The organism is Ferrovibrio sp., from assembly GCF_002796975.1.
Lineage (GTDB): Bacteria > Pseudomonadota > Alphaproteobacteria > Ferrovibrionales > Ferrovibrionaceae > Ferrovibrio.
In genome coordinates this window covers 28510-54184 of record NZ_PEKV01000013.1, presented here as the reverse complement: position 1 = coordinate 54184, position 25675 = coordinate 28510, and the positions used below count along the sequence as shown (strand labels likewise).

25 protein-coding genes are annotated in these 25675 nt (G+C 63.3%); 16 read left to right on the top strand and 9 right to left on the bottom strand.

The window, feature by feature from the left end:
• Window positions 1–11: 11 nt before the first annotated feature.
• Entirely contained in the window at window positions 12–902 is an 891-nt protein-coding gene (locus CTR53_RS15675) for an AEC family transporter (protein ID WP_290815378.1), read from the top strand.
• Here CTR53_RS15675 and CTR53_RS15670 read toward each other — a convergent pair.
• Complete coding sequence (locus CTR53_RS15670) at window positions 856–1203, bottom strand: ribbon-helix-helix domain-containing protein (protein ID WP_290815375.1); 348 nt, start codon at window positions 1201–1203, stop codon at window positions 856–858. The two genes, CTR53_RS15675 and CTR53_RS15670, sit on opposite strands and share 47 nt — an antisense overlap.
• A 135-nt stretch (window positions 1204–1338) precedes the next feature.
• Window positions 1339–1611 carry a BolA family transcriptional regulator gene (locus CTR53_RS15665; protein WP_290815372.1) on the bottom strand — a complete coding sequence of 91 codons (273 nt, stop codon included), beginning with the start codon at window positions 1609–1611 and terminating at the stop codon, window positions 1339–1341.
• Between the two features lie 106 nt (window positions 1612–1717).
• On the opposite strand from CTR53_RS15665, the gene CTR53_RS15660 reads away from it, so the two are divergent.
• The 3 genes from CTR53_RS15660 to cobT are packed head-to-tail and all read left to right on the top strand — an operon-like array spanning window position 1718 to window position 5305.
• Complete coding sequence (locus CTR53_RS15660; protein ID WP_290815369.1) at window positions 1718–2329, top strand: DnaJ domain-containing protein; 612 nt, start codon at window positions 1718–1720, stop codon at window positions 2327–2329.
• A gap of 54 nt (window positions 2330–2383) precedes the next feature.
• Complete coding sequence (gene cobS / locus CTR53_RS15655) at window positions 2384–3385, top strand: cobaltochelatase subunit CobS (RefSeq protein WP_290815366.1); 1002 nt, start codon at window positions 2384–2386, stop codon at window positions 3383–3385.
• Window positions 3386–3406: 21 nt separating this feature from the next.
• Entirely contained in the window at window positions 3407–5305 is a 1899-nt protein-coding gene (gene cobT / locus CTR53_RS15650; RefSeq protein ID WP_290815363.1) for a cobaltochelatase subunit CobT, read from the top strand.
• Between the two features lie 19 nt (window positions 5306–5324).
• Here the strand turns inward: cobT and CTR53_RS15645 are convergent, their stop codons facing one another.
• Window positions 5325–10595, bottom strand: a complete 5271-nt coding sequence (locus tag CTR53_RS15645) for a PAS-domain containing protein (protein WP_290815361.1) — start codon at window positions 10593–10595, stop codon at window positions 5325–5327.
• 67 nt (window positions 10596–10662) lie between these two features.
• Here CTR53_RS15645 and CTR53_RS15640 point away from each other — a divergent pair, with 67 nt between their 5' ends.
• Window positions 10663–11634, top strand: a complete 972-nt coding sequence (locus CTR53_RS15640) for an esterase-like activity of phytase family protein (RefSeq protein ID WP_290815358.1) — start codon at window positions 10663–10665, stop codon at window positions 11632–11634.
• A gap of 61 nt (window positions 11635–11695) precedes the next feature.
• Here CTR53_RS15640 and rpmB read toward each other — a convergent pair whose 3' ends face one another.
• Window positions 11696–11989 carry a 50S ribosomal protein L28 gene (gene rpmB, locus CTR53_RS15635; RefSeq protein WP_290815355.1) on the bottom strand — a complete coding sequence of 98 codons (294 nt, stop codon included), beginning with the start codon at window positions 11987–11989 and terminating at the stop codon, window positions 11696–11698.
• Between the two features lie 318 nt (window positions 11990–12307).
• Here rpmB and rpmH point away from each other — a divergent pair, with 318 nt between their 5' ends.
• Genes rpmH through argB form a run of 6 tightly spaced genes read left to right on the top strand, consistent with a single transcriptional unit; the run spans window position 12308 to window position 16539 of the window.
• Window positions 12308–12445, top strand: coding sequence for a 50S ribosomal protein L34 (gene rpmH, locus CTR53_RS15630; RefSeq protein ID WP_290815352.1), 138 nt, complete (start codon window positions 12308–12310; stop codon window positions 12443–12445).
• Window positions 12446–12455: 10 nt separating this feature from the next.
• Window positions 12456–12833: a ribonuclease P protein component gene (gene rnpA / locus CTR53_RS15625; RefSeq protein WP_290815348.1), complete on the top strand. Its 378-nt coding sequence runs from the start codon at window positions 12456–12458 to the stop codon at window positions 12831–12833.
• Complete coding sequence (gene yidD / locus CTR53_RS15620; RefSeq protein WP_290815345.1) at window positions 12830–13087, top strand: membrane protein insertion efficiency factor YidD; 258 nt, start codon at window positions 12830–12832, stop codon at window positions 13085–13087. The genes rnpA and yidD overlap by 4 nt, the downstream gene beginning before the upstream one ends.
• The gene (yidC, locus tag CTR53_RS15615) at window positions 13087–14919 is read left to right on the top strand and encodes a membrane protein insertase YidC (protein ID WP_290815342.1); all 1833 of its coding nucleotides are present in this window, start codon (window positions 13087–13089) and stop codon (window positions 14917–14919) included. Before yidD ends, yidC begins: the two co-directional genes overlap by 1 nt.
• Window positions 14920–14925: 6 nt before the next feature.
• Window positions 14926–15576 carry a ribosome biogenesis GTP-binding protein YihA/YsxC gene (yihA, locus tag CTR53_RS15610; protein WP_290815339.1) on the top strand — a complete coding sequence of 217 codons (651 nt, stop codon included), beginning with the start codon at window positions 14926–14928 and terminating at the stop codon, window positions 15574–15576.
• Window positions 15577–15624: 48 nt separating this feature from the next.
• On the top strand, window positions 15625–16539 hold the full coding sequence (argB, locus tag CTR53_RS15605; RefSeq protein ID WP_290815336.1) for an acetylglutamate kinase: 915 nt from the start codon (window positions 15625–15627) through the stop codon (window positions 16537–16539).
• Between the two features lie 51 nt (window positions 16540–16590).
• Here the strand turns inward: argB and CTR53_RS15600 are convergent, their stop codons facing one another.
• Window positions 16591–17475 (bottom strand): DMT family transporter, encoded by an 885-nt coding sequence (locus CTR53_RS15600; protein WP_290815332.1) that lies wholly within the window; start codon window positions 17473–17475, stop codon window positions 16591–16593.
• A 69-nt stretch (window positions 17476–17544) separates the two neighbouring features.
• Window positions 17545–18447, bottom strand: coding sequence for a transcriptional regulator GcvA (gcvA, locus tag CTR53_RS15595; protein ID WP_290815329.1), 903 nt, complete (start codon window positions 18445–18447; stop codon window positions 17545–17547).
• Window positions 18448–18534: 87 nt separating this feature from the next.
• On the opposite strand from gcvA, the gene CTR53_RS15590 reads away from it, so the two are divergent.
• Entirely contained in the window at window positions 18535–18990 is a 456-nt protein-coding gene (locus CTR53_RS15590; protein ID WP_290815326.1) for a VOC family protein, read from the top strand.
• Here CTR53_RS15590 and CTR53_RS15585 read toward each other — a convergent pair whose 3' ends face one another.
• Both CTR53_RS15585 and purB read right to left on the bottom strand, forming a co-directional pair.
• The gene (locus tag CTR53_RS15585) at window positions 18991–19872 is read right to left on the bottom strand and encodes a haloalkane dehalogenase (protein WP_290815323.1); all 882 of its coding nucleotides are present in this window, start codon (window positions 19870–19872) and stop codon (window positions 18991–18993) included. It lies immediately after the preceding gene.
• Window positions 19873–19919: 47 nt separating this feature from the next.
• Window positions 19920–21308 (bottom strand): adenylosuccinate lyase, encoded by a 1389-nt coding sequence (purB, locus tag CTR53_RS15580; RefSeq protein WP_290815320.1) that lies wholly within the window; start codon window positions 21306–21308, stop codon window positions 19920–19922.
• Between the two features lie 446 nt (window positions 21309–21754).
• Between purB and CTR53_RS15575 the strand changes: the two genes are divergently transcribed.
• From CTR53_RS15575 to CTR53_RS15560, 4 genes are all read left to right on the top strand, one after another.
• The gene (locus CTR53_RS15575; protein WP_290815316.1) at window positions 21755–22342 is read left to right on the top strand and encodes a PRC-barrel domain-containing protein; all 588 of its coding nucleotides are present in this window, start codon (window positions 21755–21757) and stop codon (window positions 22340–22342) included.
• Between the two features lie 116 nt (window positions 22343–22458).
• Window positions 22459–22938, top strand: coding sequence for a GNAT family N-acetyltransferase (locus CTR53_RS15570; RefSeq protein ID WP_290815313.1), 480 nt, complete (start codon window positions 22459–22461; stop codon window positions 22936–22938).
• 249 nt (window positions 22939–23187) lie between these two features.
• Window positions 23188–23820, top strand: a complete 633-nt coding sequence (locus CTR53_RS15565) for a LysE family translocator (RefSeq protein ID WP_290815309.1) — start codon at window positions 23188–23190, stop codon at window positions 23818–23820.
• A gap of 1 nt (window position 23821) precedes the next feature.
• A complete protein-coding gene (locus CTR53_RS15560; protein ID WP_290815306.1) occupies window positions 23822–24463 on the top strand; it encodes a glutathione S-transferase family protein in 642 nt (213 codons plus the stop codon).
• Between the two features lie 54 nt (window positions 24464–24517).
• On the opposite strand, the gene CTR53_RS15555 is transcribed toward CTR53_RS15560, so the two are convergent.
• Window positions 24518–25309 carry a hypothetical protein gene (locus tag CTR53_RS15555; RefSeq protein WP_290815303.1) on the bottom strand — a complete coding sequence of 264 codons (792 nt, stop codon included), beginning with the start codon at window positions 25307–25309 and terminating at the stop codon, window positions 24518–24520.
• Between the last annotated feature and the right edge of the window lie 366 nt (window positions 25310–25675).

Sequence of the window (25675 nt, the reverse complement as noted above, 5' to 3'; positions counted from 1 at the left end):
GTCAGTCCTTCATGCAACTTGCTTTACTCGCGGAAATCTTTTCGGTCATTGCGCCGCTGGTGGTGCTGGCTGGTTCCGGTTGGGTCTGGGCCAAGCGCGGCAAGCCGTATCAGGTCGACCAGATCAGCCTGCTGGTGACGAATTTCGGCACGCCATGTCTGGTGATCCATTCGCTGCTGGTCGCCGAAATCGAGCGTACGATGATCGGCACGATGGCTTTTGCCACGCTGGTGGCAATGGCCGTTTTCATGGCAGTCAACGCTGTCATCCTGCGGTTCATGAATCTCTCGGTGCGCGACTATGTTAGCGGACTGACTTTTCCCAATGCCGGCAATGCAGGGCTGTCGCTCAGTCTGTTCGCTTACGGCCAGCCGGGTCTGGCACTCGGCATCATCTATTTCGCCGTCTGCTCCCTGAGCAATTTCACCGTCGGTCAGTCGATCCTGGCCGGGCGCGGCAACCTCGGCGCCGTGCTGCGCTCGCCGATGATCTGGGCCGTGCTGATCGGCATCGCGGGCAATCTGCTGCAAATCCATCCGCCGCTCTGGATCATGCGCAGTCTGCAGGTCGGCGGCGGCATCGCCATTCCGCTGATGCTGTTCACGCTCGGCGTGTCGCTGGCGACCTTGAAAGTCAACGACCTGAAACGCGGCCTGCTCCTGTCGGCGCTGCGGCTGGCCATCGGCATGGTCGCCGGTTTCGGCCTGAGCGCGTTGTTGGGACTTGAAGGCGTCGCGCGCGGCGTCTTCATCATCCAGTGCGCGATGCCGGTGGCGGTGGTGAATTATATCTTCGCGGTGCGCTACAACCGTGATCCGCAGACCATGGCCAGCCTGGTGGTGATTTCCACCCTGCTCAGTTTCGCGACTCTTCCCGCTCTGCTGGCGTTTGTGCTGGGCTGAGGCCGGCCATCAGCCCGTTGCCGGGTTGCAGCACGATCAGGCCCGACCGTGCCACGAAATAGGCGAGGATGGCGCTGCGCACACGGGAAGTGAGGGTTTTTTCCCGCCGCTGCGGATCGCGATCCACCTGCATAGCGAAATGATGGCGGTCGACGCCCTCGGCGTTGCAGATCGCATCCAGCGCCGCCCATTCCAGCTGTTCCAGCCGGATACTGGTGCGTCCGCGTCCCAGACGCAGGTTGCGCGTCACCAGACTGGAGCCATGCAGGGCGGTGTGTTGCGAGCGGCGTGTCGTCGGCATATCGCAACCTATAATGGATATTTTTTGAATTATCAAAGGAAAAGGTTGTAACTTTGAGATATTATCGACTCGTGAAGTTGCATTTGCGAATCAACCTGTTGGCCGCAGTACGGCTCAGCTCGGTTTGCCGGTTTACTACTCGCCGGGCGCTTTCGCAGTGACCGCCAGGGCATGCAACCCGTCCTCGAATTCCTGCGCCAGAAGGCGGTAAACCTCGCGCTGGCGCTGGACCCGGGACTGGCCGCGAAAGGCTTCGGCCTCGATGGCGAGGCGGAAATGGGTTTCCTGCGCCGCCAGTCCCTGCATCCCGGCATGGCCGGCGTGATGCGCGGATTCATCCACCAGTTCGAGCCGGACCGGGTTGAGTGCCCCGGTCAGCTTGGCGCGAATGCGCGCGGCGATCGACATGATGAAAAACTCCTCGTCGGCTCAAGAAAATTGCAGCTTTGCGACAGCGTAAGACGTCGCCTCTGGCCTTGCCAGTGCTGCGCCCCAGACCCATACTTTAGCGGTCATGCCGCGCGCACGAGCACAGCAGAAATTTTTCCTCGGACTGGAAGCCGAAGCCGCCTTCGGCCGGCAGGGGCTGCGGCGCTGCGACCATCCGAGCTGCAACGAGGAAGGCCGGTTTCCGGCGCCGAAAAGCCGGGAATCGCGCGACGGGCGCTGGCTGTTCTGTCTTGAGCATGTGCGTCAGTACAATCTGGGCTGGGATTTCTTCCGCGGCATGACCGATGCCGATATCGAGAAATACCAGCGCGAGGATGCGCTGGGACATCGGCCGACCTGGCGGATCGGCACCAAGCCGCAGACCGAAGATCCGCAGGTCTGGGTCAAGGACGACCTTGGCATCCTGGCCGATGTGGGGCTGCGGATGGGTGAGGCGCGACCCAAAAGCGCAGCCGAGCTGCGCCTGCCGCCGCGCGAGCGCGAAGCCCTGGTCGCGCTGGGTTTCGACCTGGCCGGACTCGATCTGCCCTTAGGGAAGGGTGTGCTGAAAAAGCAATATAAAACAATGGTGAAACGCTATCACCCGGATGCCAATGGCGGCGACAAAGACGCCGAGGAGCGGCTGAAAAGCATCACTCAAGCCTATGCCTATCTGCAATCGCGCGGCTATACTTAGGCGAACAATCTCCCCACGGCGTAATAATAAGCCCAAAAGAACCCGAGAGTGACGATGACGGCCCTTCAGACCAAGCCTGTTTCCATGCCGGCGAACGATTTGCCGGATACCACGATTTCCGTGCGCGACGTGTTCGGGATCGACAGCGACATGAAGGTGCCGGCGTTCAGCCAGCCGACCGAGCACGTGCCGGATCTGGATTCGACCTACCGTTTCGACCGCGAGACCACGCTCGCCATCCTCGCCGGCTTTGCCTACAACCGCCGCGTCATGGTCCAAGGCTACCATGGTACCGGCAAGTCGACGCATATCGAGCAGGTCGCCGCACGACTGAACTGGCCCTGCGTGCGCGTCAACCTCGACAGCCATATCAGCCGTATCGACCTCGTCGGCAAGGACGCCATCGTGCTGCGCGACGGCAAGCAGGTGACGGAATTCCGCGAAGGTATTCTGCCCTGGGCACTGCAGTCGCCGGTGGCGCTGGTGTTCGATGAATACGATGCCGGCCGTCCGGACGTGATGTTCGTGATCCAGCGCGTCCTGGAAGTCGAAGGCAAGCTGACGCTGCTCGATCAGAACCGCGTGATCCGCCCGCACAAGGGCTTCCGCCTGTTCTCGACCGCCAACACGGTCGGCCTCGGCGACACCACCGGGCTCTATCACGGCACACAGCAGATCAACCAGGGCCAGATGGACCGCTGGAGCATCGTCTGCACGCTCAACTATCTGCCGGCCGAAGACGAAACCGCCATCGTGCTGGCCAAGTCGCCGACCTATACCGGCGACAAGGGCAAGAAGACGATCCAGAACATGGTGGCGGTGGCCGAACTCACCCGCGCCGGCTTCATGAACGGCGACATCTCGACCGTGATGAGTCCGCGCACCGTGATCACCTGGGCCGAGAATGCGCGCATCTTCGGCAGCATCGGTTTCGCCTTCCGTCTCACCTTCCTCAACAAGTGCGACGAGCTGGAGCGCCCGCTGGTGGCTGAGTATTACCAGCGCAGCTTCGGCGAGGAACTGCCGGAAACCGCAGCCAAGGCCGATCTGGCGTAAGCCGGAGAGGAGCGTTACGGCGTGGCCAACAAGCCGGAAAGCCCGATCGAGCCGTTCAAGCGCGCGCTGACCGCAGCGACTCGCGCGATCTCGAAGGATCGCGACCTGCAGGTCAGCTTCGGGCCGGAAACGCCGGGCCTGCGCGGCAAGCGCGCGCGCCTACCGGTGCCGGGTCGCGATCTTCCTGCGGCCGAAGTGGCACAGATTCGCGGCCTGGCGGATTCGATGGCGCTGCGCCTGCGCCATCACGACGACAGCCTGCATTCCCGTCTGCTGCCGCAGGGCGGCACGGCGCGCGCCGTGTTCGACGCCATCGAGCAGGCCCGTGTGGAAGCCATTGGCGCCACGCGCATGGCCGGTGTGGCGCAGAACCTGAACGCAGCGCTGGACGAACGCTGCCGCTCTAAAGGCTATGCCAAGGTCAAGGACCGCTCCGAGGCGCCGCTCGCCGATGTGCTGGGCCTGATCGCGCGCGAGCGCCTGACCGGTGAAAAGGTGCCGGCGCAGGCGCAGAAGATGGTCTCGCTGTGGCGTGAATGGGTCGAGGAGAAGGGCGGCCCCGATCTCGACGGCCTGATCGCCAACCTGAACGACCAGCGGGCCTTCGCGAAAGTCGCGCGTAAGCTGATCAAGGATCTCGAACTCGTCGATGACGAAGACGGCGATCTCGACGACGAGGATGAAGGCGAGGACCAGGACAGCCAGGGCCAGCAGCCGCAGAGCCAGTCGGACGGGTCCGATTCCGAACAGGGCGAGGCGGCATCTTCCGGCATGGACCAGGCCGATGCGGCCGATGCCTCGGGCGGCGAGTCCGTCGAGATGGAAGCCGAAGCCGGCATGGAGGAGCAGGTCGCAGGATCGGGCGAGGAAGCCGGCAAGGGCCGTCGTCCGCCGTCGTCGGACATGATGGGCCATAATCGCGAAGCCCTGTACAAGGCTTATACCAAGCAGTTCGACGAAGTGGTCGGCGCCGACGATCTCTGCGATACCGAGGAACTGGCGCGGCTGCGCCATCATCTCGACCAGCAACTCAATCACCTGCAGTCGGTGGTCGGCAAGCTGGCCAACCGCCTGCAGCGCCGCCTGCTGGCCAAGCAGTCGCGTTCGTGGCATTTCGATCTCGAGGAAGGCATGCTGGATGCCGCGCGGCTTGCCCGCGTGGTTGCCAATCCGACGCTGCCGCTCAGCTACAAGCAGGAAAGCGACACGGATTTCCGCGACACCGTCGTCTCGCTGCTGATCGACAATTCCGGCTCGATGCGCGGTCGCCCGATCACCGTGGCGGCAATGTGTGCCGATATTCTGGCCCGCACGCTGGAACGCTGCGCGGTGAAGGTGGAGATCCTTGGCTTCACCACGCGCGCCTGGAAGGGCGGCCAGAGCCGCGAACGCTGGCTCTCCGACAACAAGCCGGCACAGCCCGGCCGCCTGAACGACCTGCGCCACATCGTCTACAAGGGTGCCGACGCACCGTGGCGCCGTGCCCGTCGCAATCTTGGCCTGATGCTGCGCGAGGGCCTGCTGAAAGAGAATATCGACGGCGAGGCGCTGCTCTGGGCGCATGACCGCCTGCTGGCGCGCACCGAACAGCGCCGCATCCTGATGGTGATCTCCGATGGCGCGCCGGTGGACGATTCCACGCTGTCGGTCAATCCGGGCAACTACCTGGACAGACATCTGCGCGAGACCATCGACTGGATCGAGCGCCGCTCACCGGTCGAACTCACCGCCATCGGCATCGGCCACGACGTGACGCGCTATTACAAGCGCGCAGTCACCATCGTGGATGCCGAACAGCTCGGTGGCGTGATGATGGAAAAGCTCGCCGAACTGTTCGACGAGACGCCAGAACAGGGCAAGGGTGTGCCCGGCAAGGGCAAAAGCCTTGGCCGGCCGAAGAAAACCGGTCGCGCGGCCTGATCGTTTAAATCCGTATTTCTCAGTTCAGCTTTTTCAGGGACGCCAGCAGGTTGCCCAGACCGGCCTTGGCTTTTTCATCCAGCGGCGCCGGGCCCGGCGCCGCGCCGCCATCGGCGACCGCGGCCGCATCGCTGGCGCCCATCACGCGGTTCATGGCAGCGATCAGCAGCGGCAGGGCGATCGGCTTGGCGACATAGTCGTCCATGCCGGCGCTGATATAGCGCTCGCGGTCGCCTTCCATGGCATTGGCGGTCAGCGCGACAATCGGCAGCTTCGCCGCCGCATGCGGCAGCTTGCGGATCGTGGCGGTCGCGGTGATGCCATCCATTTCGGGCATCTGCATGTCCATCAGCACCAGATCATAGGGTGCCTTCTGCACCTGCTCGCAGGCTTCGATGCCGTTGGTGACGATATCGGCCTGGTGGCCGAGCTGGCGCAGCATCAGGCCGATCACCATCTGGTTCACCTGGTTGTCCTCAGCGACGAGAATGCGCAGGCTGCGCAGCGTCGCCGGCCCGTCGGCCTGCACCGGCGCCTCGATCTGCACCGTCTGGCCTTCTTCCAGCGGCAGCTCGAACCAGAAGGTGCTGCCCTGGCCAGCTTCGCTGTCCACACCGATGCTGCCGCCCATCAGTTCGGCCAACTGCTTGGAGATCGCCAGACCCAGCCCGGTGCCGCCGAAGCGCCGCGCAATCGAACTGTCGGCCTGGTTGAAGCGGCTGAACAGGCGCTCGATCTGGTCGGCAGCGATACCGATGCCGGTGTCGCGTACCTTGACCGATAGCATGTGCCGGCCGTCATCCAGCGGCCGGCTGTCGACCAGGATGCGCACCTCGCCCTTGGTGGTGAACTTGATTGCATTGCCGGCCAGGTTGAACAGGATCTGGCGCAGGCGGCCTGGGTCGGCTTTCAGGTAGCGTGGCGTGGCCGTCGCAATCTCGCTCGACATGCGCAGACCTTTCATCACTGCGCGCGGATTCATCATCGAGATGGCGCTTTCGACCAGGTGATGCAGGTCGAAATCGATGTCCTCCAGGTCGATGCGGCCGGCTTCCAGCTTGGAGAAGTCGAGGATGTCGTTGATCAGCGTCAGCAGATGCTCGGCCGATTCACGCGCCGTGGTGATCAGCTTGTACTGATGCTTCGACAGGTCGGTATTCTGCAGCAGGCCGATGGTGCCCAGCACGCCGTTCATCGGCGTGCGGATTTCGTGGCTCATCATGGCAAGGAATTCGGATTTCGCCCGGCTGGCTTCCTCGGCGCGTTCCTTTTCCTCCGCGTAACGGTCGGCCAGTTCGCGCATGTGGAACGACTGCTGTTCCACCTGGCGCTTGGCGGCCTCCAGATCGGCAATATTCCGGTGCAGGATTTCCTGCTGTTCCTTCAGTGCGGTGATATCGGTGCGGATACCGACCACGCCGCCGTCGGAGGTGCGGCGCTCGGTGTTGCGCACCCAGCGGCCGGTGGCGAGCCGGGTTTCAGTGCTGCCGCTGCCGCGCCGGAACAGTTCAAGCCGCTCGTTCAGCCAGTCGTCCAGGAAGGTCTCGTCCATGCCGACCATGTCGCGCTGCAGGCTGGCCTTCAGGATGTCGGAGAAGCGCGAGCCCGGCACCAGCAGATCCGCGATCTCGCGGTAGAATTCGCGATAGCGCGAATTGCACAGGATCAGCCGTTCCTCCTTGTCGTAAAGCACGAAGCCGTCGGAGATGCTCTCGATGGCGTCATACATCTGGCGTTCGGCCTGTTTCACGGCGGTGATATCGGTGCCGGTGCCAACGATGCCGCCATCGGCGGTGCGCTGCTCGCGCACCAGCAGCCAGCGGCCGTCGGTCAGGCGGCGCTCATGCGCGATGTTGGAATTGCGATGATCCTCGACGCGGCGCTGGATCCAGGCCTCCGGGTTCATGCCGCCGGTCAGGAAGATGCCGCGCTCGACACCGATGCGGGTGATCTCTTCGAAGCTGACACCGGGCTGGATCACATCGGCCAGTTCGCCGTAATGATCCATGACGCGCTGATTGAACAGCACGACGCGATCGTCCTTGTCGTAGAGGATGAAGCCTTCATTCACCGAATCGATGGCGTCGTACAGGCGGCGCTCGGCTTCCTTCACTGCGGTGATATCCGTGCCGATGCCAACGATGCCGCCATCGGCGGTGCGCTGTTCGTGCACCAGCAGCCAGCGGCCGTCCTTCAGGTGGCGCTCGATCGGTTTGCCCGGATTCCTGTGCTGCTCCAGCCGCTTCGCGATCCAGTTTTCCTGCTCGGCACCGCGCAGGTCGATGGCGCCGCCGGCAATGGCAGCGCGCAGCAGCTCCTCGAAGGTCATACCCACCTGAATCAGCCGCGACAGGCCCGGATTGTGATCGATGAATTGTGCGTTGAACATCGCGATGCGGTCGTCGGCGTCGTAGAGCACGAAGCCGTCGCTGATCGACTGGATCGCATCATGCAGGCGCTGCTCGGCACGCTTCAGGTCACTGATGTCGTTGAATACCGTGATGATGCCGCCATCTACGGTACGGCGCCGCTGCATGCGCAGCCAGACGCCGGGGAAGGGCTGGGCGTCGACCGGCCGGCCGGTCGGCTTGCGGAATTCGCGCGTCAGATTCTCGATATAGCTTTCCAGGTCGAATTTCGGATCGTAATCGGCCTGCCGCATCGCGGTGATGCGCATAACCTCGCTGAAATGCGTGCCCGGCCGCACCACCTTGGTATCGTGCCGCGTCATCTCGTAGTAACGGCTGTTGGCCATCGCCAGATAGCCGTCCTTGTCGTAGAGCACGAAGCCTTCGGTCAGTGTCTCAATGGCATCGCGCAGGCGGGCTTCGGCCAGCTTGAGGTCGGTGATGTCGCTGGCGACCAGGATCACGCCGCCATCGGCCGTGCTGGTGCGCAGGTTGCGTAACCAGCGACCGGGCAGGAACTCGCCGTCCACCGGCTTGCCCGATGGGTTGTGATAGTCGGTGCGCGCCGCGCTGATGTAGCCCCGGTGATCGAAATCCGGCCAGGACTGCTTGCGTCGCGCCGCGGCGACATCCACCACTTCGTCAATGGTGGTGCCGGGTAGCAGGCTGTCCGGCGGCAGGTCGAAGACATCGTAATAGCGCCGGTTCGCCATGATCATCCGCTTGTCCGGCCCGAACAGGATGAAGCCTTCCGACAGCGCCTCGATGGCATCGCGCATGCGCTGCTCGGTCTGCTTCAGGTCGGTGATATCGCTGACCACTGAAATTGTGCTGCCGTCGGCAGTGCGGTGGCGCACGCTGCGCAGCCACTGGCCCGGCAGGAACTCGCGGTCGACCGGCCGGCCGGTCGGATTGTTCTGTTCGGCGCGCAGCATCTCGGCATAGCCGTCGAGATTGCTTTCCGGCCAGCTCTCCTGGCGGCGCCGGATCACGATGTCGATGATGTCGTCATGGCTGACGCCGGGTTTCACCAGGGCGGGATCGTGGCCGGTCAGTTCATAGAGCTTGCGATTGGCCAGCACCATCCGGTTGTCGGGGCCATAGAGTACGAAACCATCCGACAGGCTTTCGATCGCGTCGCGCAGGCGCTGCTCGGCCTGCTTGAGGTCGGAGATATCGGAGACGATGGCGATCACATCGCCGTCCAACGTGCGGTGGCGCACGGTGCGCAGCCAGTAGCCCGGCCGTGGCTGGATGTCGAAGGGCAGGCCGGAGGGATTGTCGAAATCCGCCTGCAGCGCGGCGACATAGGCCTGCGCTTCCGCTGCGCGGCCGAGTGTGCGCCCGGTCGCCAGGATGCTCTCCATGATCTCGCGGTTGCTCACGCCGGGCCGTACCAGGCTCACGTCATGCCCGGTCAGCTGATAGTAGCGCTGGTTCACCTTCATCAGGACGCCATCGCGGCTGTAGAGCGCGAAACCCTCGGCCAGGGCCTCGATGGCATCGTTCAGCCGCTGCTCGGCCTGCTTCAGCGCGGTGATGTCGGTGATGATGTCGACCGCGCCGCCTTCCTGCGTCGGATTCACGGTGAAGCGCAGCCAGCGGCCGTCGGAGGTGCGGCGCTCGAACTGATAGCCGCGCTTCTCCTCGAACAGCATCTTGTGGCGATAGGCGATACGGCCGGCACGGCGCTCGGCCGAGGGCGGCGGGCCGAAATCGTCCTCCAGTGCCATCATCACATCGGCAAAGGGCGTCGGACCGCGTCCGGAGAAAAGTTCGAGCGCCGGCAGCATGGCGACGGTCTGCTGGTTGAAGCGCACCAGCCGGTCCTGCTCGTCGTAGAGCAGGAACCCGTCCGACAGGCTGCCGATGGCATCCGACAATCGCTGCTCGGCGAAGCGGCGGCTCAGCGTCTGGCGATGCAGCACCACCAGAAAGGCGATGCCTGCGCCGGTCGCCGCGATCAGAGCGAGGACGCTGAACAGCAGGTTGCTGTTCCAGGAGGACAGGATGTTGTCACGCGCCAGGCCGACGCCGACCACCAACGGATAGCCGACGATGCGATTGACGGCGAGATAGCGCACCACGCCGTCCAGCCCGCCGCTGGTCAGCAGGTCGCTGCGCGACTGCTGGCTGTAGGGCGGCTTGAACAGCGAGAGAGACGCGGCCGAGGTGCCTATGCCGGGGCCGCTTTCCGGCACGCGGGCAATGCGTGTCCCTGACGCATGATACAGCGTCATTGAATTGCCGGCACCGATGGCGGCATCGCGGAAGAAGGCGAGGAAGTATTCCGGCTCGACGCTGACCGAGATCACGCCGCCGAAATCACCGTTGGGCTTGTTGATGCGGCGACTGACGCTGATGCCCCACATGCCGCTGATGCGGCTCAGAATCGGTTCACCCACATACAGTCCGGCATGCGGGCGTTCGGCATGGATGCGGAAATAGTCGCGGTCGGCGCCATTGAAATGGCGCGGCACGACCGCGGCGCTGTCGAGGATCGAGTCGCCGTTCTCATTCAGCACGATATAGGCGCGTGCCTGCGGCAGTTCGCTCAGCCGCGCATTCATGCGCTCGCGCAGCGCCGACAGGCTGCCGACCGGCGAGGTACCGGCCATGCCGCTCAGCGTTTCGGCAAAATTGAGCAGGAAGATGTCGACCGCACCGAAGCTGCGGCTGGTATGTTCTTCCAGCAGATTGGCCAGCGAACGCGCAGTGGCGCGACCTGCCGCGATTTCGTCATTATACTGGCGGTAGAGTTGCAGACCGAGCATGCCGCCGAGCAGGACCAGCATGGCGATCACGAACAGCACCGGGGCGTGCATCATGCCGCTCGCGCGCCGTTCGGCCATATGGGATGCACCTGCTGTCTTGTCGGCCATGGTTGACCTTCGATCCTCCGCCTGGAAAGCATAGCGAATGATGACGTCCGCGGGCAAAGCTAAACGTTTGAACAGGCTGATTCTACTGGGCTTTGCCGGCCTGTTCTGGCTGCTGCCCGGAGCGCAGGGCCGGGCCGATCCGGTGGCGGTGCGTACAGCGGTACTCGAACTCAACCCGACCGCCGCCAGCGAATCGCAACTGGGCCGGCTGGATTATCTCGGCGGCCTGATCCTGGCCAGCGAAGACGGCAGTTTCGGTAGCTATTCCGGCATTGCAGCGGATGCCGACGGGGCGGGGCTCTGGGCGATTGCCGATACCGGCCACTGGCTGCGGCTCGACTTCCGGCGTGATGACAAGGGTGTGCCGACTGACGTCAGCGCGGCGCAGATCCTGCCGCTGCGCGATGCCAACGGCACTGCTGTCACCCGCAAGGTGCTCAGCGATGCCGAGGGGCTGCGTCGCCTGCCCGATGGGCGCTGGCTGGTGTCGTTCGAGCGTGCGCATCGCCTGTGGTTCTATGATCAGCCGGGCGGCGCTGCGACCGGTACACTGGACGTGCCGCCAAGTGTTGCGCAGCAGCCCGCCAATGGCGGCATCGAAGCGGTCGCAGCATTTACCAACGGCGATCTGCTGCTGTTCAGCGAGGATATGCCGGCCGTCAACAGCACTGCGGGCAGTGCGGCCTGGCTGTGGCGCAAAGGCGCATGGCACGATCTCGTCTGGCCGGCGCGCGACGATTTCAAGCCCACGGATGCGGTCGCGCTCGACAATGGCGATGTGATCGTGCTGGAGCGTTTCTACATGCCGATCATCGGCCCGAAGGCGCGGCTGCAGCGCATTCCCGCCGCCTCGCTCGAGGCCAGCCAGCTCCAGCCCGAACTGCTGGCGGAATGGGCGGCGCCGTATTCGGTCGACAACATGGAGGCGCTGGATCTGCGCCGCATGCCCGATGGCAGCCTGTGGCTCTATGTGATGTCGGATGACAACCAGAATGTCCTGCAGCGCACGCTGCTCATGGTCTTCCGTCTCGCACCCTGAAATGCAAAACGCCCGCCGGGCAGAACCCGACGGGCGTTTTACGAAATTCTTTTCAGAAAGCTTAGGCAGCCTTAGCGGCCAGCGCCTTCTTGATCTTGCGCTTGATCGTCAGGGCGTCGCTCGACAGCAGCTCGTCCTTGGTCTTGATCAGCCAGTTGTCGATGCCGCCATTGTGCTCGACCGAGCGCAGGCCATGGCTCGAAACGCGCAACGTCACATCGCGACCCAGCGCTTCGCTGATCAGCGACACGACATGCAGGTTCGGCAGGAACCGGCGACGGGTCTTGTTGTTGGCGTGGCTGACGTTGTTACCGGACTGAACGCCCTTGCCGGTCACTTCGCAACGACGGGCCATGATGAACCTCTAACTTTCCAAGTGTTGGTCGTAAATTTGGTGGCCGGTTATAGGGACTGGGCCCCCCGTAGTCAACTGGGGCGTCAACCTGTGTATTGACCGTAAAAGCACGATCCCGGTCCGGCCTTGCCTGGCTGCGACAAAATGGCGGAAAAGCCGGCCAAATCCCTGCCAAATCCCGCGTTGACTCTGTGCAGGCGACCCCGTATACAGCGGGACCGATTTTCCGGGGGCCTTTGCGGGCCCCCGACGTGTTTATGTTGAACCATCTTTTTGGCGGTTTTCCGCGGAAGATGGGAAGTCAGACGGAGAGCCGCTGTGTCGAAACGGACTTATCAACCCTCGAAGCTGGTGCGCAAGCGCCGCCATGGTTTTCGCGCCCGCATGGCCACCGTGGGCGGCCGCAAGGTTGTCGCCTCCCGGCGCGCCCAGGGCCGCAGCAAGCTCTCGGCGTAATTAACCCGCGATGGCGTCGGGCGGTGTCGAGCGACTCCGCCGCCGCGCGGATTATCTCCGGGTGCAGGCGGCCGAGCGGCGCATAGCGCTGCCGGGACTGCTGCTGCAGGCCGCGCCCGGGGAGACCGGCTGTTGCCGTGTCGGCTTCACTGCTTCGCGTAAAGTGGGCAATGCTGTCACCCGTAACCGCGCCCGCCGCCGCCTCAAGGCGCTGGCCGGCGAAATCCTGCCCAGATATGCGATCGCCGGCCACGACTATGTGCTGGTGGCGCGTCAGGCTACGCCGCAGCGCGACTATTCGGCATTGCGTCGCGATCTCGAAACCGCGTTGAAGAAGCTGCGGCTGTGGTCGGACCAGTCTGTTGTGAACCAGACGGGATCTGCATGACGCCGGCTGCCCGTTTCCTCGCTTTACCCATCCAGGCTTACCGACTCGTGCTGTCGCCCTGGGTCGGGCATAACTGCCGCTATCAGCCGACCTGCTCCTGCTATGCGCTCGAAGCGCTCGACTCGCATGGTGCGGTGCGTGGCGGTTATCTCGCGGTGCGACGATTGGCCCGTTGCAATCCCTTTGGTGGCAGTGGTTACGATCCGGTCCCGCCGGTTTCTGAAATTTCCTCCGTACAGCAAGGCTCAGTCTGATGTCCGACCAGAAGAATCTCATCATCGCGATCGCCGTGTCGGTGGCGATCATGCTCGGCTTCCAGTTTTTTGTGGAAAAGCCGAAGCAGGACCGGTTGCGCGAACAGCAGATCACGCAGCAGCAGAGCCAGACCGCTGTCTCGGCGTCCCCGGGCAGCGTTCCGGGTGCGCCCGATGCCAGTGGCCTGCCGGCGCTGCCCAGCCTGGCGCAACAGGTTGAGCAGGCGGCCTCGCGCGACAAGGCGCTGGCCGAAAGCCCGCGCGTGAAGATCGAGGGCAAGCGCCTGTTCGGTTCGCTCAATCTGGTCGGCGGCCGTATCGATGATGTGGTGCTGCCGGAATATCGCGAGACCATCGCGAAGGATTCCAAGCCGATCCATCTGCTCTCGCCGACCGGCGGCCCGTCGCCCTATTACGCCGAATTCGGCTGGACTGCCGCGGGCAGCGCCGTGGCGCTGCCGACCGGCCAGACGCGCTGGACCGCCGACAAGGATGTGCTCAAGCCCGGGCAGCCGGTGACGCTGACCTGGGATAACGGCCAGGGCCTGGTGTTCAGCCGCAAGATCGAGATCGACGACAACTATCTCTTCACCGTCACGCAGACCGTGGAGAACAAGGGCGGCAATGCCGTCACGCTGTTCCCCTATGCGCTGGTGTCACGCCATGGCACGCCGCATACCGACGGCCTCTACATCCTGCATGAAGGCCCGGTCGGCGTGTTCCGCGACAAGGCGTCCGATGGCGGCACGCTGAAGGAACTGAGCTACAAAGATCTCAGCGACGACAAGGCGCGTGAGTATGACAGCGTCGGCGGCTGGGTCGGCTTCACCGACAAATACTGGCAGGCTGTGCTGGTGCCGGGCGTCGAGCAGAGCGTGAAGGCGCGCTTCACCCATGCCAGGCCGGCCAACGGCGTCGACCGCTACCAGGCCGACTATCTCGGCGGCGGCCAGCAGCTCGAAGCCGGCAAGAGCGTCAGCGCCACCTCGCTGCTGTTTGCCGGCGCCAAGGAAGTGAAGCTGATCGACCGCTACGAAGAAACGCACAAGATCGCCAAGTTCGAGCTCTCCATCGACTGGGGCTGGTTCCACTTCCTGACCAAGCCGATGTTCTACAGCATCGAATATCTCAAGGGTGTGCTTGGCAATATCGGTCTTGCCATGCTGGCGGTCACCGTGATCGTCAAGCTGCTGTTCTTCCCGCTCGCCTACAAATCCTACGTGGCGATGAGCTCGATGAAGAAGCTGCAGCCCGAGATGCAGAAGCTGCGCGAGAAATACGGCGAAGACCGCGCCAAGATGCAGCAGGAACTGATGGGGCTGTACAAGAAGGAAAAGGTCAATCCGGCCGCCGGCTGCCTGCCGATCCTTCTGCAGATCCCGGTATTCTTCTCGCTCTACAAGGTGCTCTACATCGCCATCGAAATGCGTCATGCGCCCTTCTATGGCTGGATCCACGATCTGTCCGCGCCGGATCCGACTTCCTGGCTGAACGGCTTCGGCTTCCTGCCCTGGGATGTGCCGCATCTCGGCCCGCTGCATATCCTTTCGATCGGCGTCTGGCCGATCATCATGGGCATCTCGATGTTCCTGCAGATGAAGATGAATCCGACGCCGCCCGATCCGGTGCAGCAGAAGATCTTCGCGCTGATGCCGCTGGTGTTCACCTTCATGCTCGGCAGCTTCGCCGCCGGCCTGGTGATCTACTGGAGCTGGAACAACACGCTGTCGATCCTGCAGCAGTATGTGATCATGAAGCGCATGGGCGTGAAGATCGGCGGCGGCGCCGAGAAGCCCGATCCTGCACCGGCCGCCAAGTCGAAAAAGAAGTAGCATCTCATGGCCGATTTGCCGGCCGTCGACGAAAGCTTCACGCCGGCCGCGCTGGAGCGCGGCCGGCTGCTGTTTGCCGGACCCTGCGATTTCTTCGCCGGCGCGATGACGGTGCCCCAGCTGGCGCCGGCGCGCGGACAGGAAATCGCCTTTGCCGGGCGGTCCAACGTGGGCAAGTCGTCGCTGGTCAACGCGCTCACCGGGCGCAAGACGCTGGCGCGCGTGTCCAATACGCCGGGCCGCACCCAGCAGCTCAACTTCTTCGATCTCGGCGGCATCCTCAGCCTCGTCGATCTGCCGGGCTACGGCTATTCCTCGGTCGGCAAGGCCAAGGCCGCGGCCTGGACCGAGACGACGCGCGCCTATCTGAAGGGCCGTACCGAACTGAAGCGTGTCTGCCTGCTGGTCGACAGCCGTCATGGCCTCAAGCCCGGCGACGAAGACATCATGAAGCTGCTGGACAAGTCGGCCGTGATCTACCAGGTCGTGCTGACCAAGGCCGACAAGACCGGGCCGCAGGCGCTGGCCGAGGTCAAGGCTGCCACGGCAGAGACGCTGAAACGTCATGTGGCGGCGCATCCGATCATCCGCGTCACCTCCAGCGAGAACGGCTCCGGCATCCCGGAGCTGCGGGCCGAGCTTGCAGCGCTTGCCTGACGCGTTTTATAACCTTCTGAACCACAGAAAACGCCGAGACGCACAGCCATGAAGACGACCGGGCCGCAACCGCTGGAACAGCATCTGCAGCAGACCGCCAAGGTTCTGTCCGAGGCGCTGCCCTATATGCGCCGCTTCGCCGGCCATACCATGGTGATCAAATACGGCGGCCATGCCATGGGCGACGAGGAACTGGCGCATCAGTTCGCGCGCGACGTGGTGCTGATCAAGCAGGTCGGCATCAATCCCATCGTGGTGCATGGCGGCGGGCCGCAGATCGGCGCGATGCTGGAGCGGCTGAAGATCAAGAGCGAATTCATCGATGGCCTGCGCGTCACCGACCAGGCCACCGTCGAGATCGTCGAGATGGTGCTGGCCGGTTCGATCAACAAGCAGATCGTTACCGCCATCAACGGCGCCGGCGGCACCGGGATCGGCATCTCGGGCAAGGACGGCCGCCTGATCGAGGCGCGTAAATTGCGCCGCAGCGTGCGCGATCCCGGCTCGAATATCGAGAAGCTGCTCGATCTCGGCTTCGTCGGTGAGCCGACGCGGATCAATCCGGACATCCTGCGCACCATGCAGAATTCCAATGTCATTCCCGTCGTTGCCCCGATCGGCATCGGCGAGAATGGCGAGACCTACAATATCAACGCCGACACCTCGGCTGGCGCGATTGCCGCCGCTGTCGGCGCCAGCAAGCTGCTGATGCTGACCGACGTGGCCGGCGTGCTGAACAAGGACAAGAAGCTGATCCCGAGCCTCACGGCCAAGGAAGCGCTGGTGCTGATGGGCGACGGCACGATCTCGGGCGGCATGATCCCGAAGGTGGAAACCTGCCTGGATGCCGTGCGCGGCGGCGTGAATGCCGCGCATATCCTGGATGGCCGCATCCCGCATGTGCTGCTGCTCGAACTCTTCACCGCGCATGGCGTCGGCACCATGATCGAGAAGACGCCGTAAGCGTCAGCGTCGAAGTTCTGAAAAGCCGCCGGTGCAAACTGGCGGCTTTTTTTATACCTTCCTGCGATTGACCAGCAGGATGCCGGCAACGATCACAATCACGGCCATCCAGACCAGCAGGCCATAGCGTTCGCCGAAGACGAAATGCCCGATCCCGAGGCTGGTTGCGGCCATCACATAGCCGATCTGGCTCAGGTAAACCGGCCCGGCGACGCGCTGCAGTTCGAAATAGGGGATGAAGCTGAGACAGGCAAATAGCCCGGCTGCCGCGAGAACCCAGTCTGCCGACGCAGCATTTGATGGCAGATAGAGGCCACCGCTAAAAGCGAGACCGGCGAGCAGCAGCCAGAAGGCTGCGCCCAGCAAGGTGCCGGCGGCGAGCGCCAGCGGCGGCGCATCCTTGGGCCAGTAGCGCGTGCGATAGATATTGCCGGCCGCCAGCGACACCGGCGCCACCAGCGCCAGCAGCATCCAGGGCAGATCGGCATCGCGGATCGGGCCGGAGCGCGGCAGCAGGATCATCAAAATGCCGACCAGGCCGAGCGCAATACCGGCGGCACGGGTCCAGATCAGCTTTTCCATGCGTAAGCCCAGCGCGAAGCCATAGGTCAGCATGGCGGGGAAGGCATAGGCGATGCTGGGCAGGCCGGCGCCGATGCGGGCGACGGCGAGGAAGATCAGCACGCTGGGCAGCGCCAGGGTGATCAGGCCGCTGATCGCATAAAAGCGCAGATGCTTCAGCGGCGGCCGCGCACCGGTCAGTACGGCGAGGGCGAGCAGCAGCAGTCCGCCGATCAGGTTCTGCCAGAAAGCGAAACCGATCATTGGAATACCGCTTGTTGCAGCGATCCGCGCAAAGGGCGGTGCCATGCCGAGCGTCGTACCGGTGGCGAGCAGGAGCAGCAGCGGATAGGAGCGTGAGGTGCTGAGGGGCATGTTTTCTAAAGCGCGAGACGGAGAGTGAGGTGCAGGGCGATATAAGGCAGTTGCAGCGACTGTCCAGTTTCAGCTGAACAGCCAGTTACGAAAGGCGCGGACCGCCGGCTCGCGTTCGCGACCCTTCAGGCAGAGCAGGTAATAACCGCCCGGTCGCTGCAGCCGCAGGTTTGGCAGCGGCTCGACCAGTCGTCCGTCGCGCAGTTCCGATGCGACGAAGAAATCCGGCACCAGCGCGAGGCCGAGCCCGTTCACGGCAGCCTCGATCGACATGAAGAAATGCTCGAAGGCCGGGCCATGCGGCGCCTGGCCTTTGAGGTTTGCAGCGGCAAACCATTCGGCCCAGGCTTCGGGTCGCGTCGAATGCGTCAGCAGCGTGTGGCGCTTCACGTCGTCCGGCTTGTGCAGCGGCTTGCGTTTCAGCAGGGCAGGGCTCGCCACCAGCGTGACGGTTTCGGCGAAGAGGAATTCGGCATGCAGGTCGTCGGGCCAGCGATCACTGCCGTATTGAATGCCGACATCGACCGGTTCGGCGGCGAAATCCACCAGCCGGTCTGCGCTGGTGACATCCACTGCGATCTCGGGATTGAGCTGATGGAAATCCGCCAGCCGCGGCATGAACCAGCGCATCGCAAAGGTCGGCAGCATGGTGATGGCCAGACGATTGGCCGGCCGCGTGCTGCGCGCGATCAGCCTAGTCGCGGCCAGCATGCGCTCGAAAGCATCGGTCAGCGGCGGCAGATAGGCGGCGCCGGCTTCGGTCAGTTCCAGCCCGCGCGGTCCGCGGCTGAACAGGCTGACGCCCAGATCCTCCTCCAGCTGCTTCACCAGACGACTCACTGCGCCCTGCGTCACATGCAGTTCGTCGGCGGCGCGCGTGAAACTCAGATGCCGGCCCGCGGCGACAAAGGCGCGCAGGGCATTCAGCGAGGGCAAAGTCCGGGCAATATCAGTATGAGAAAAACTCATCATGCTGCGAGTTTAAATCGGTTGCCGGTCCAGTGCCAGCGGCTAGTATCTCGCCCAGTTTAAGCCCCCCAGAAACGAGGATAACTCATAATGAACGCCCTTGCCCCGGTTCAGAAGCAGGCCGCCTCCACGCTACGTCCGTTCCATCTTGCCTTCCCGGTCAAGGACATTGCGGTGACGCGCAAGTTCTACGGCGAACTGCTCGGCTGCGCCGAAGGCCGCTCGGCGGAACACTGGGTCGATTTCGATTTCTACGGCCACCAGCTGGTGGCGCATCTGGCGCCGGAAGAATGCGCCATCAAGGCCTACAGCTCGGTCGACGACCACCAGGTGCCGGCCAAGCATTTCGGCGTCATTCTTTCCATTCCGGACTGGAAGGCGCTGGCGAAGAAGCTGACCGAAGCCGGCATGAACTTCATCATCGAGCCTTATGTGCGGTTCGAGGGCGAGGTGGGCGAGCAGCACACCATGTTCTTCCTCGATCCCTCGGGCAATGCGCTCGAGTTCAAGGCCTTTGCCAACGATTCGGCGATCTTTGCGAAGTAACTAGAACCTTCCGAGCGCTTCGGTGGCGACGCGCTCGCCCCATTCCTGCACGAAATGCCCGGCGTCGGCCAATTCCAGCGGTGCCGGGCAATTCCTGATCAGCTTCTGCAGCGCATACATCACCGGTGCGCCGAGCACCGGATCGGTCATGCCGATGGCCATGAAGCTCACGCCATTCCAGTCGTTCTTCCAGAAGTCGCGCGCGCGCTGTGACGTTGCAGCACCCGGCGCATTGGGTGCATCCGGCACCAGATTGGGGAAACGCCGCACGCCGCCCTTGTAGTCCTGGTCGGGATAGGGCGCTTCATAGGCGGCGGCTTCGGCGTCGGACAGCTGCGGACAACTGCGCTGCATCAGCTTGGCAATCGCCATATCCGGGTTCTTGTTGTTCCAGGCGCGCCAGTCCAGAAACCCTTGCGTCAGCGGCATGTCGCCGGTACCTAATGCGGTGTTCATCGCCAGCAGGCCGGTGAAGCGCTCTGGCATTTTCATCGGCAATGTGAGCCCGAGCAACCCGCCCCAGTCCTGGCAGACCAGCACGACGTCATGCAGGTCGAGCGCGCGGATCAGCGCGATCAGGCTGTCACGGTGGAAATCGAAAGTGTAGGTGGCATCGTCGCGCGGCTTGTCGGATTTGCCGAAGCCGAACAGATCCGGCGCCACCACGCGATGCCCCGCCGCGGTGAAGACCGGGATCATCTTGCGATAGAGATAGCTCCAGGTCGGCTGGCCATGCAGGCAGAGGAAGGTCTTGCCGGCATGCCTGCCCTCGTCGAGGTAATGCATGCGCAAGCCGTTGGTATGCTCGAGGTAATGCGGCCGGAAGGCATAGCCTGGCAGGTTCTCGAACCTCTCCTCGGGCGTGCGCAGGGCTTCTATCATGGCGGCTCTCCCTTTTTTCCAAAGGAGAGGCCGCCTGATCACATAAGTCAACGCTTCTTCTTCCCTGCCTTCTTCTTCGGGGCGGCTTTCTTCGCCTTGCCCTTACGGAGGCTACCCTTCCTGACTCCGGGCGTGACGCCCTCCTTGCCGAAGACCCGGGCGAAGATGGTGTCGACATGCTTGAGGTGATAGCCGAGGTCGAACAGCGCCGTCAGCTGCCTGGGCTTGATCTTGGCCGTAACTTCCTTCTCGGCCAGCAAAGCCTGCAGGAAGTCGCCGCCATGCTGCCAGATTTTCAGCGCATGCTTCTGCACCAGACGATACGAATCCTCGCGGCTCAACCCGGCTTGCGTCAGTGCCAGCAGGATGCGCTGCGAATGCACCAGGCCGCCGAAGCGGTCGAGGTTCTTCATCATGTTGTCGGGATAGACCACCAGCTTCTCGATCACGCCGGCGAGGCGATGCAGCGCGAAGTCGAGATGGATGGTGGCGTCGGGCCCGATGCCGCGCTCGACCGACGAATGGCTGATGTCGCGCTCATGCCACAGCGCGACATTCTCCAGCGCCGGCACCACGGCCGAGCGGACGAGGCGCGCCAGACCGGTCAGGTTCTCGGTCAGCACCGGGTTGCGCTTGTGCGGCATCGCGCTCGAGCCCTTCTGGCCGGGCGAGAAGAACTCCTCCGCTTCCATCACTTCGCTGCGCTGCAGATGGCGGATCTCGGTGGCGAGCCGCTCGATGGAAGACGCCACCACGGCGAGATGCGCAAAGTAAGCCGCATGGCGATCGCGCGGGATCACCTGCGTCGAGACCGGCTCCGGCTGCAGGCCGAGCTTCTTGGCGACCCATTCCTCGACGAAGGGATCGATATTGGCAAACGTGCCGACCGCGCCGGAAATCGCGCAGGTGGCGACTTCCTCGCGCGCCGCCACCAGGCGCTTGCGCGCGCGCTGGAACTCGGCATGGAAGCCGGCCAGCTTGAGACCGAAGGTGGTCGGCTCGGCATGGATGCCGTGGCTGCGGCCGATGGTGGGCAGCAGCTTGAATTCGAAGGCGCGGTCTTTCAGTGCGGCCAGCACGCGGTCGGTGCCGGCGATCAGCAGATCGGCGGCGCGCACCAGCTGTACATTCAGGCAGGTGTCGAGCACATCCGACGAGGTCATGCCCTGGTGCACGAAGCGGGCAGAGGGCCCGACATATTCAGCGAGGTTGGTCAGGAAGGCGATGACATCATGTTTGGTCTCGCGTTCGATCTCATCGATGCGATCAACCTTCCACTTGCCCTTCTTCCACACTTCCTTGGCGGCGGCCTTGGGGATCACGCCGAGTGCGGCCTGGGCGTCGCAGGCATGCGCCTCGATCTCGAACCAGATGCGGAACCGCTGCTCCGGTTCCCAGATGGCGGCCATTTCGGGACGGGTGTAACGCGGGATCATCGAAGCCTCAGCAAAGAAGGGGCGGACAGCGGATCAGAAAGGACTCGGGCGGAAAGCCGGCCGGATGGCCGCGGCTGGTGTAGCGGCTTCGCGGCAGGCGATCAAGAACGCGGTTTGCCGCAGCTTTATGAAGTTTAATCAGTAATTTAGGGATATCTACGGCGTGCTGGTACAAGCCTGTGGCGGCTTTGTCCGGGCTCAAGACCGGCTTATCCCACTCTTATTTGGGGCTTATTGCAGGCTTATAGCACCCTTATTTTAGCTTGTTACGCCTTCTCCTTGTCCAGGGCGACTGCCAATGCAACTATAGGAACATATAGAAAACATGATCCGGCTTTCAACCCTGCTTGGGCAAGGGAACCTGTGCGGCATCGACGGGGTTGGCCAGGAACGCGGCGTCGCTGCCGAAGCGACCGGCGATCCGGTTCACACATATGGAGGCGACTATGAAAGCAAGACATCTGACCCTGACAGCAGCCGTGCTCGGGCTTGGCCTGGGCGGTGCCGCCTTCGCGCAGACCGATCGCAGTCCCGGCACCGCACCGGGCGCCGGCACCCCGCCGGCCGCCACCGACCAGACCGGTCCTGCGACCAGTCCGCCGAGCATGGGCGACAAAGGTATGGGCAGTGGGGGCATGGGCAGCGGCACCTCCGGCATGCCAGGAAGCAGCACGACCATGTCGGCAGCGCCGGATGCGACCGGCGGCGCCATGGCCGGTGTCGATGCCAAGGAACTGATCGGCGCCGACCTGAAGAATGCCGAGAATAAAAAGGTCGGCGAGGTGCAGGCGGTCCAGCTCGACGCGGCCGGCAAGGTGCGGAACCTGATCGTCGGCGTCGGCGTCGGCGGCTTCATGGGCCTGGGCGAGCGCGCGGTGGCGGTGGCGCCCAGTGCGCTGACCGTGGCCGATGGCGGCGACACGCTGCGCACCACGCTGACCGAAGATCAGCTCAAGGCGATGCCGGAATACGAATATTCCGACAAGAACCTGCGCGGCAAACTGTTCAACGACAGCGGCGCGGTGGCGAAGTAACGGCGCTTTCAAAAACCCGCTTCTGCGGCGGGGTTTGAGGCAGAGAGCGGGCGGTCCGGCGCAGTATGCCGGGCCGTCCGTTTTTCGTTTCCGGTCTTTCCGTGTTATGCCAGGGCATGATCTGCACGATCCATGACCTGCGCGACCGCAGCGACCTGATCGATCCGGTGGCGTCCGCCGTCTGGGCCGCGTTCTGGCAGCACAAGGGCACGCCGCTCGCCGCTCTGCAGGCGGGGTTCCGCCGGCATCTCGCCGCCGGTGCGCTGCCCTTCACGCTGGCGGCCGAAGCGGATGGCACCTTTGCCGGCACGGTGTCGCTGATCGCCTGCGACGAACCCGACTACGTGGCGGTGTCCGGTCGCACGGATATGGTGCCCTGGCTGGCCGCGCTGTGGGTGGAACCGCAGCATCGCCGGGCGGGGCTGGGGGCGGCGCTGGTGACGGAGATCGAGCGGCGTGCGGCGGCGCTCGGCATCGCGCGGCTCTATCTCTCGGCCCTGCCGCCTGCGCAGGTTTTCTACGAAAAGCGCGGCTGGCAGGCGATCGACCGCGATATCAATGCGGATGGCCTGGGAATTTTCGCACGGGTGTTGTAGCGCTTTTGGGAGACTCGTCATTCCCGCGAAAGCGGGAATCCAGCAGACGGATCGACCGGGCTCCTCCCGTCGCGCTTTGCGCGAAAGGATATGCATGTCGCGCTTTGCGCGAAAGGATATGCATGGCGGCAAAGCCGCCGGGCGCGGGAGCGACGAATCATTTGAATGTCCCCCGACAATTCCGCTGCTGAAGCACGGCGGCCGCTCGGCTAGGATGCGGGCACAAACCCCAGCCGCACGAGTCTCTCCATGCCCACCACCGCAAACCTGCTGGCCTTCGCCGCCGTCTCCCTCGGCATGGTGCTGACGCCGGGCCCCAACATGATCTACCTGATCTCGCGCTCGATCTGTCAGGGCCGCATGGCGGGGATCATCTCGCTGGGCGGCGTCGCTTTGGGCTTCGTCTTCTACATGCTGGCCGCGGCCTTCGGCATCACGGCGTTGCTGCTGGTGGTGCCCTATGCCTACGAGGCTTTGTGCTATGGCGGCGCGGCCTATCTGCTGTTCCTCGCCTGGCAGGCAATCAAGCCCGGCGGCCGTTCGCCGTTCCAGGTCAAGCAGCTGCCGCAGGACAGCCCGCGCAAGCTCTTTACCATGGGGCTGATCACCAACCTGCTCAATCCCAAGATCGCCATGCTGTATCTCTCGCTGCTGCCGCAGTTCCTCGACCCGGAACAGGGCAATGTGCTGGGCCAGTCGATCACGCTCGGTTTCATCCAGATCTGCATCAGCATCAGCGTCAATGCGGTGATCGCGATTACGGCGGGCAGCATCGCCGGCTTCCTGGCCGGTCGTCCGCTCTGGCTGCTGGTGCAGCGCTGGCTGATGGGCACCGTGCTGGCCGGGCTAGCGGTGCGCATGGCGCTGGAAGCAAAGCGATAGAATGGCGGTTATGCTTTTCGGCGCCGCCTATAGCGTCTACACGCGCAGCTGCCGTCTGGCGCTGATCGAGAAGGGCGTCGCGCATCGTTTCGAAGAGGTGCATGTCTTTGCGCCGGGCGGCCCGCCGGCCGAACATCTGGTGCGGCAGCCCTTCGGCAAGGTGCCGGCCTTCGAGCATGACGGCTTCGCCCTGTTCGAGACCGGCGCGATCCTGCGCTATGTCGACGAGGCCTTTCCCGGTCCGGCCCTGCAGCCGCGCGATATACAGCAGCGCGCCCGCATGACCCAGGCGATCTCGGTCTGCGACAGCTATCTCTACCCGCGCGGCGTCTGGGGCATTTTCGTCGAGCGTGTGTCGAAGCCGAAGCGCGGCGAGACGGCGGATGAAGCGAAGATCGCGGCCAGCCTGCCGAAGGCGGCGGCCTGTCACGCGGTGCTGGCCGGTATCCTGAACGATCAGGACTATCTCTGCGGCGACGCGCTCAGCCTCGCCGATCTTCACGCGGCGCCGATGCTGGCCTGCCTGGCGATGACGGACGAAGGCCGCAGCATGATGGCCGCGCATCCGAAGCTCTCAGCCTGGTGGGGGCGGATGGCGGCGCGCAAAAGCATGTCCGACACACGCGCCGTAACTGACGTTTAAAAATCAATGTCATGGCCGGGCTTGTCCCGGCCATGACGGCAGGAGCTAAGTCTCTTACTCGTCAACTTCCACTGATACAGCAATGTATTTACTGTCATCAACAGAGGGATATACGACATCCAAATTGGCAATCAATGTCCGCAGCCATTGGACCCGCTTGTTGTAATCCCAATCCGAACCGGGATCAGGCAAGCGTCTCAACAAGCCCTCAATGAGCGGGTCAAGATTCGCCCCCGAAGTAGTGGAACTCTCAGAAATATTGCTTTTCTTATTTGGTTCGGCGGCGGCAGATGATTTTTCAGAACCAGTCGATGCCAAGATCGGTTCAACCAGTCGATCTTCAGCAGCATTAAAAAAGCCAGCTTGTCTTGCTGATTTCTCAAAGGTCCATCGAGCTTTATCTTTTTGCTTAGCCGGAACCCCAAAATTAACGAATGCTTGTTCCAATCCCAATGGACGAGGGGGTAACTGCTTGCCTCTGAACTCCTCGTAAACACGGCGATAAAGAGGCACGGTTAGAAATGCCTCGGCTCTAGCCGCTTTTTGACGTTCTGGATCAACAATGGCGAAGCCATTCTGAGTCAGATGGTTTTTTCCCTGATTGACTTCGATCAGCCCGAAAAGTCGGGCTGCGGCGAGTTTCATAACGAAATTGCCGCTGCTGGGAACTTGCTTCATTGCACCGGCCAGTTGGTCTCGAGTGCAGGGAACGCCACCGTTCTCTATCATTGCTCGAGCCACCGAAATTGCGTTATCGAGGTCGAGGTATGGGAAGCCGATTGCGGACACTTCACGTCCGGCTTTTGGCTCGGCGGCGGCAGGTTTGGTCTTTCTTTCTATCGGCATTTTATCCCCCAAGGAGCGCGGGGTTCTCAACCCCGCGCTTAAGGCGTTTAAAGAAGCGCCAAGCCGGCGTCCCGGTCTCAACGCAGATCGTTTTGGTGCTACACGTCAGAGACGTAAATAGTAGCGACGCGTACCGATCCCATAGCGACGATCCGGAGTTCCCGGCTTTTTGCGCTTTTTCTTGGGGGGCATGGTGACCTCCTAATCCGCTAAACCCTTGAAAAGACGCGGGGAGTGTGCCATACTCTACGTGCGTACGTGAGAGTAGTGGCCTTCTCTTGGCCCTGCTTCCACCTTGGTGACTGAGGGTCGTTCTTAGCACCAAGACTTACAATCGGCGGCTCTGAGCGGGTGTCCTCCCGCCAG

Coding starts and splice junctions, on each gene's coding strand:
- CTR53_RS15675 (WP_290815378.1), top strand. CDS start 12: ATGCAACTTGCTTTACTCGCGGAAATCTTTTCGGTCATTGCGCCGCTG.
- CTR53_RS15670 (WP_290815375.1), bottom strand. CDS start 1,203: ATGCCGACGACACGCCGCTCGCAACACACCGCCCTGCATGGCTCCAGT.
- CTR53_RS15665 (WP_290815372.1), bottom strand. CDS start 1,611: ATGTCGATCGCCGCGCGCATTCGCGCCAAGCTGACCGGGGCACTCAAC.
- CTR53_RS15660 (WP_290815369.1), top strand. CDS start 1,718: ATGCCGCGCGCACGAGCACAGCAGAAATTTTTCCTCGGACTGGAAGCC.
- cobS (WP_290815366.1), top strand. CDS start 2,384: ATGACGGCCCTTCAGACCAAGCCTGTTTCCATGCCGGCGAACGATTTG.
- CTR53_RS15645 (WP_290815361.1), bottom strand. CDS start 10,595: ATGGCCGACAAGACAGCAGGTGCATCCCATATGGCCGAACGGCGCGCG.
- rpmB (WP_290815355.1), bottom strand. CDS start 11,989: ATGGCCCGTCGTTGCGAAGTGACCGGCAAGGGCGTTCAGTCCGGTAAC.
- rnpA (WP_290815348.1), top strand. CDS start 12,456: ATGGCGTCGGGCGGTGTCGAGCGACTCCGCCGCCGCGCGGATTATCTC.
- yidD (WP_290815345.1), top strand. CDS start 12,830: ATGACGCCGGCTGCCCGTTTCCTCGCTTTACCCATCCAGGCTTACCGA.
- yidC (WP_290815342.1), top strand. CDS start 13,087: ATGTCCGACCAGAAGAATCTCATCATCGCGATCGCCGTGTCGGTGGCG.
- yihA (WP_290815339.1), top strand. CDS start 14,926: ATGGCCGATTTGCCGGCCGTCGACGAAAGCTTCACGCCGGCCGCGCTG.
- argB (WP_290815336.1), top strand. CDS start 15,625: ATGAAGACGACCGGGCCGCAACCGCTGGAACAGCATCTGCAGCAGACC.
- CTR53_RS15600 (WP_290815332.1), bottom strand. CDS start 17,475: ATGCCCCTCAGCACCTCACGCTCCTATCCGCTGCTGCTCCTGCTCGCC.
- gcvA (WP_290815329.1), bottom strand. CDS start 18,447: ATGATGAGTTTTTCTCATACTGATATTGCCCGGACTTTGCCCTCGCTG.
- CTR53_RS15590 (WP_290815326.1), top strand. CDS start 18,535: ATGAACGCCCTTGCCCCGGTTCAGAAGCAGGCCGCCTCCACGCTACGT.
- CTR53_RS15585 (WP_290815323.1), bottom strand. CDS start 19,872: ATGATAGAAGCCCTGCGCACGCCCGAGGAGAGGTTCGAGAACCTGCCA.
- purB (WP_290815320.1), bottom strand. CDS start 21,308: ATGATCCCGCGTTACACCCGTCCCGAAATGGCCGCCATCTGGGAACCG.
- CTR53_RS15575 (WP_290815316.1), top strand. CDS start 21,755: ATGAAAGCAAGACATCTGACCCTGACAGCAGCCGTGCTCGGGCTTGGC.
- CTR53_RS15570 (WP_290815313.1), top strand. CDS start 22,459: ATGATCTGCACGATCCATGACCTGCGCGACCGCAGCGACCTGATCGAT.
- CTR53_RS15565 (WP_290815309.1), top strand. CDS start 23,188: ATGCCCACCACCGCAAACCTGCTGGCCTTCGCCGCCGTCTCCCTCGGC.
- CTR53_RS15560 (WP_290815306.1), top strand. CDS start 23,822: ATGGCGGTTATGCTTTTCGGCGCCGCCTATAGCGTCTACACGCGCAGC.
- CTR53_RS15555 (WP_290815303.1), bottom strand. CDS start 25,309: ATGCCGATAGAAAGAAAGACCAAACCTGCCGCCGCCGAGCCAAAAGCC.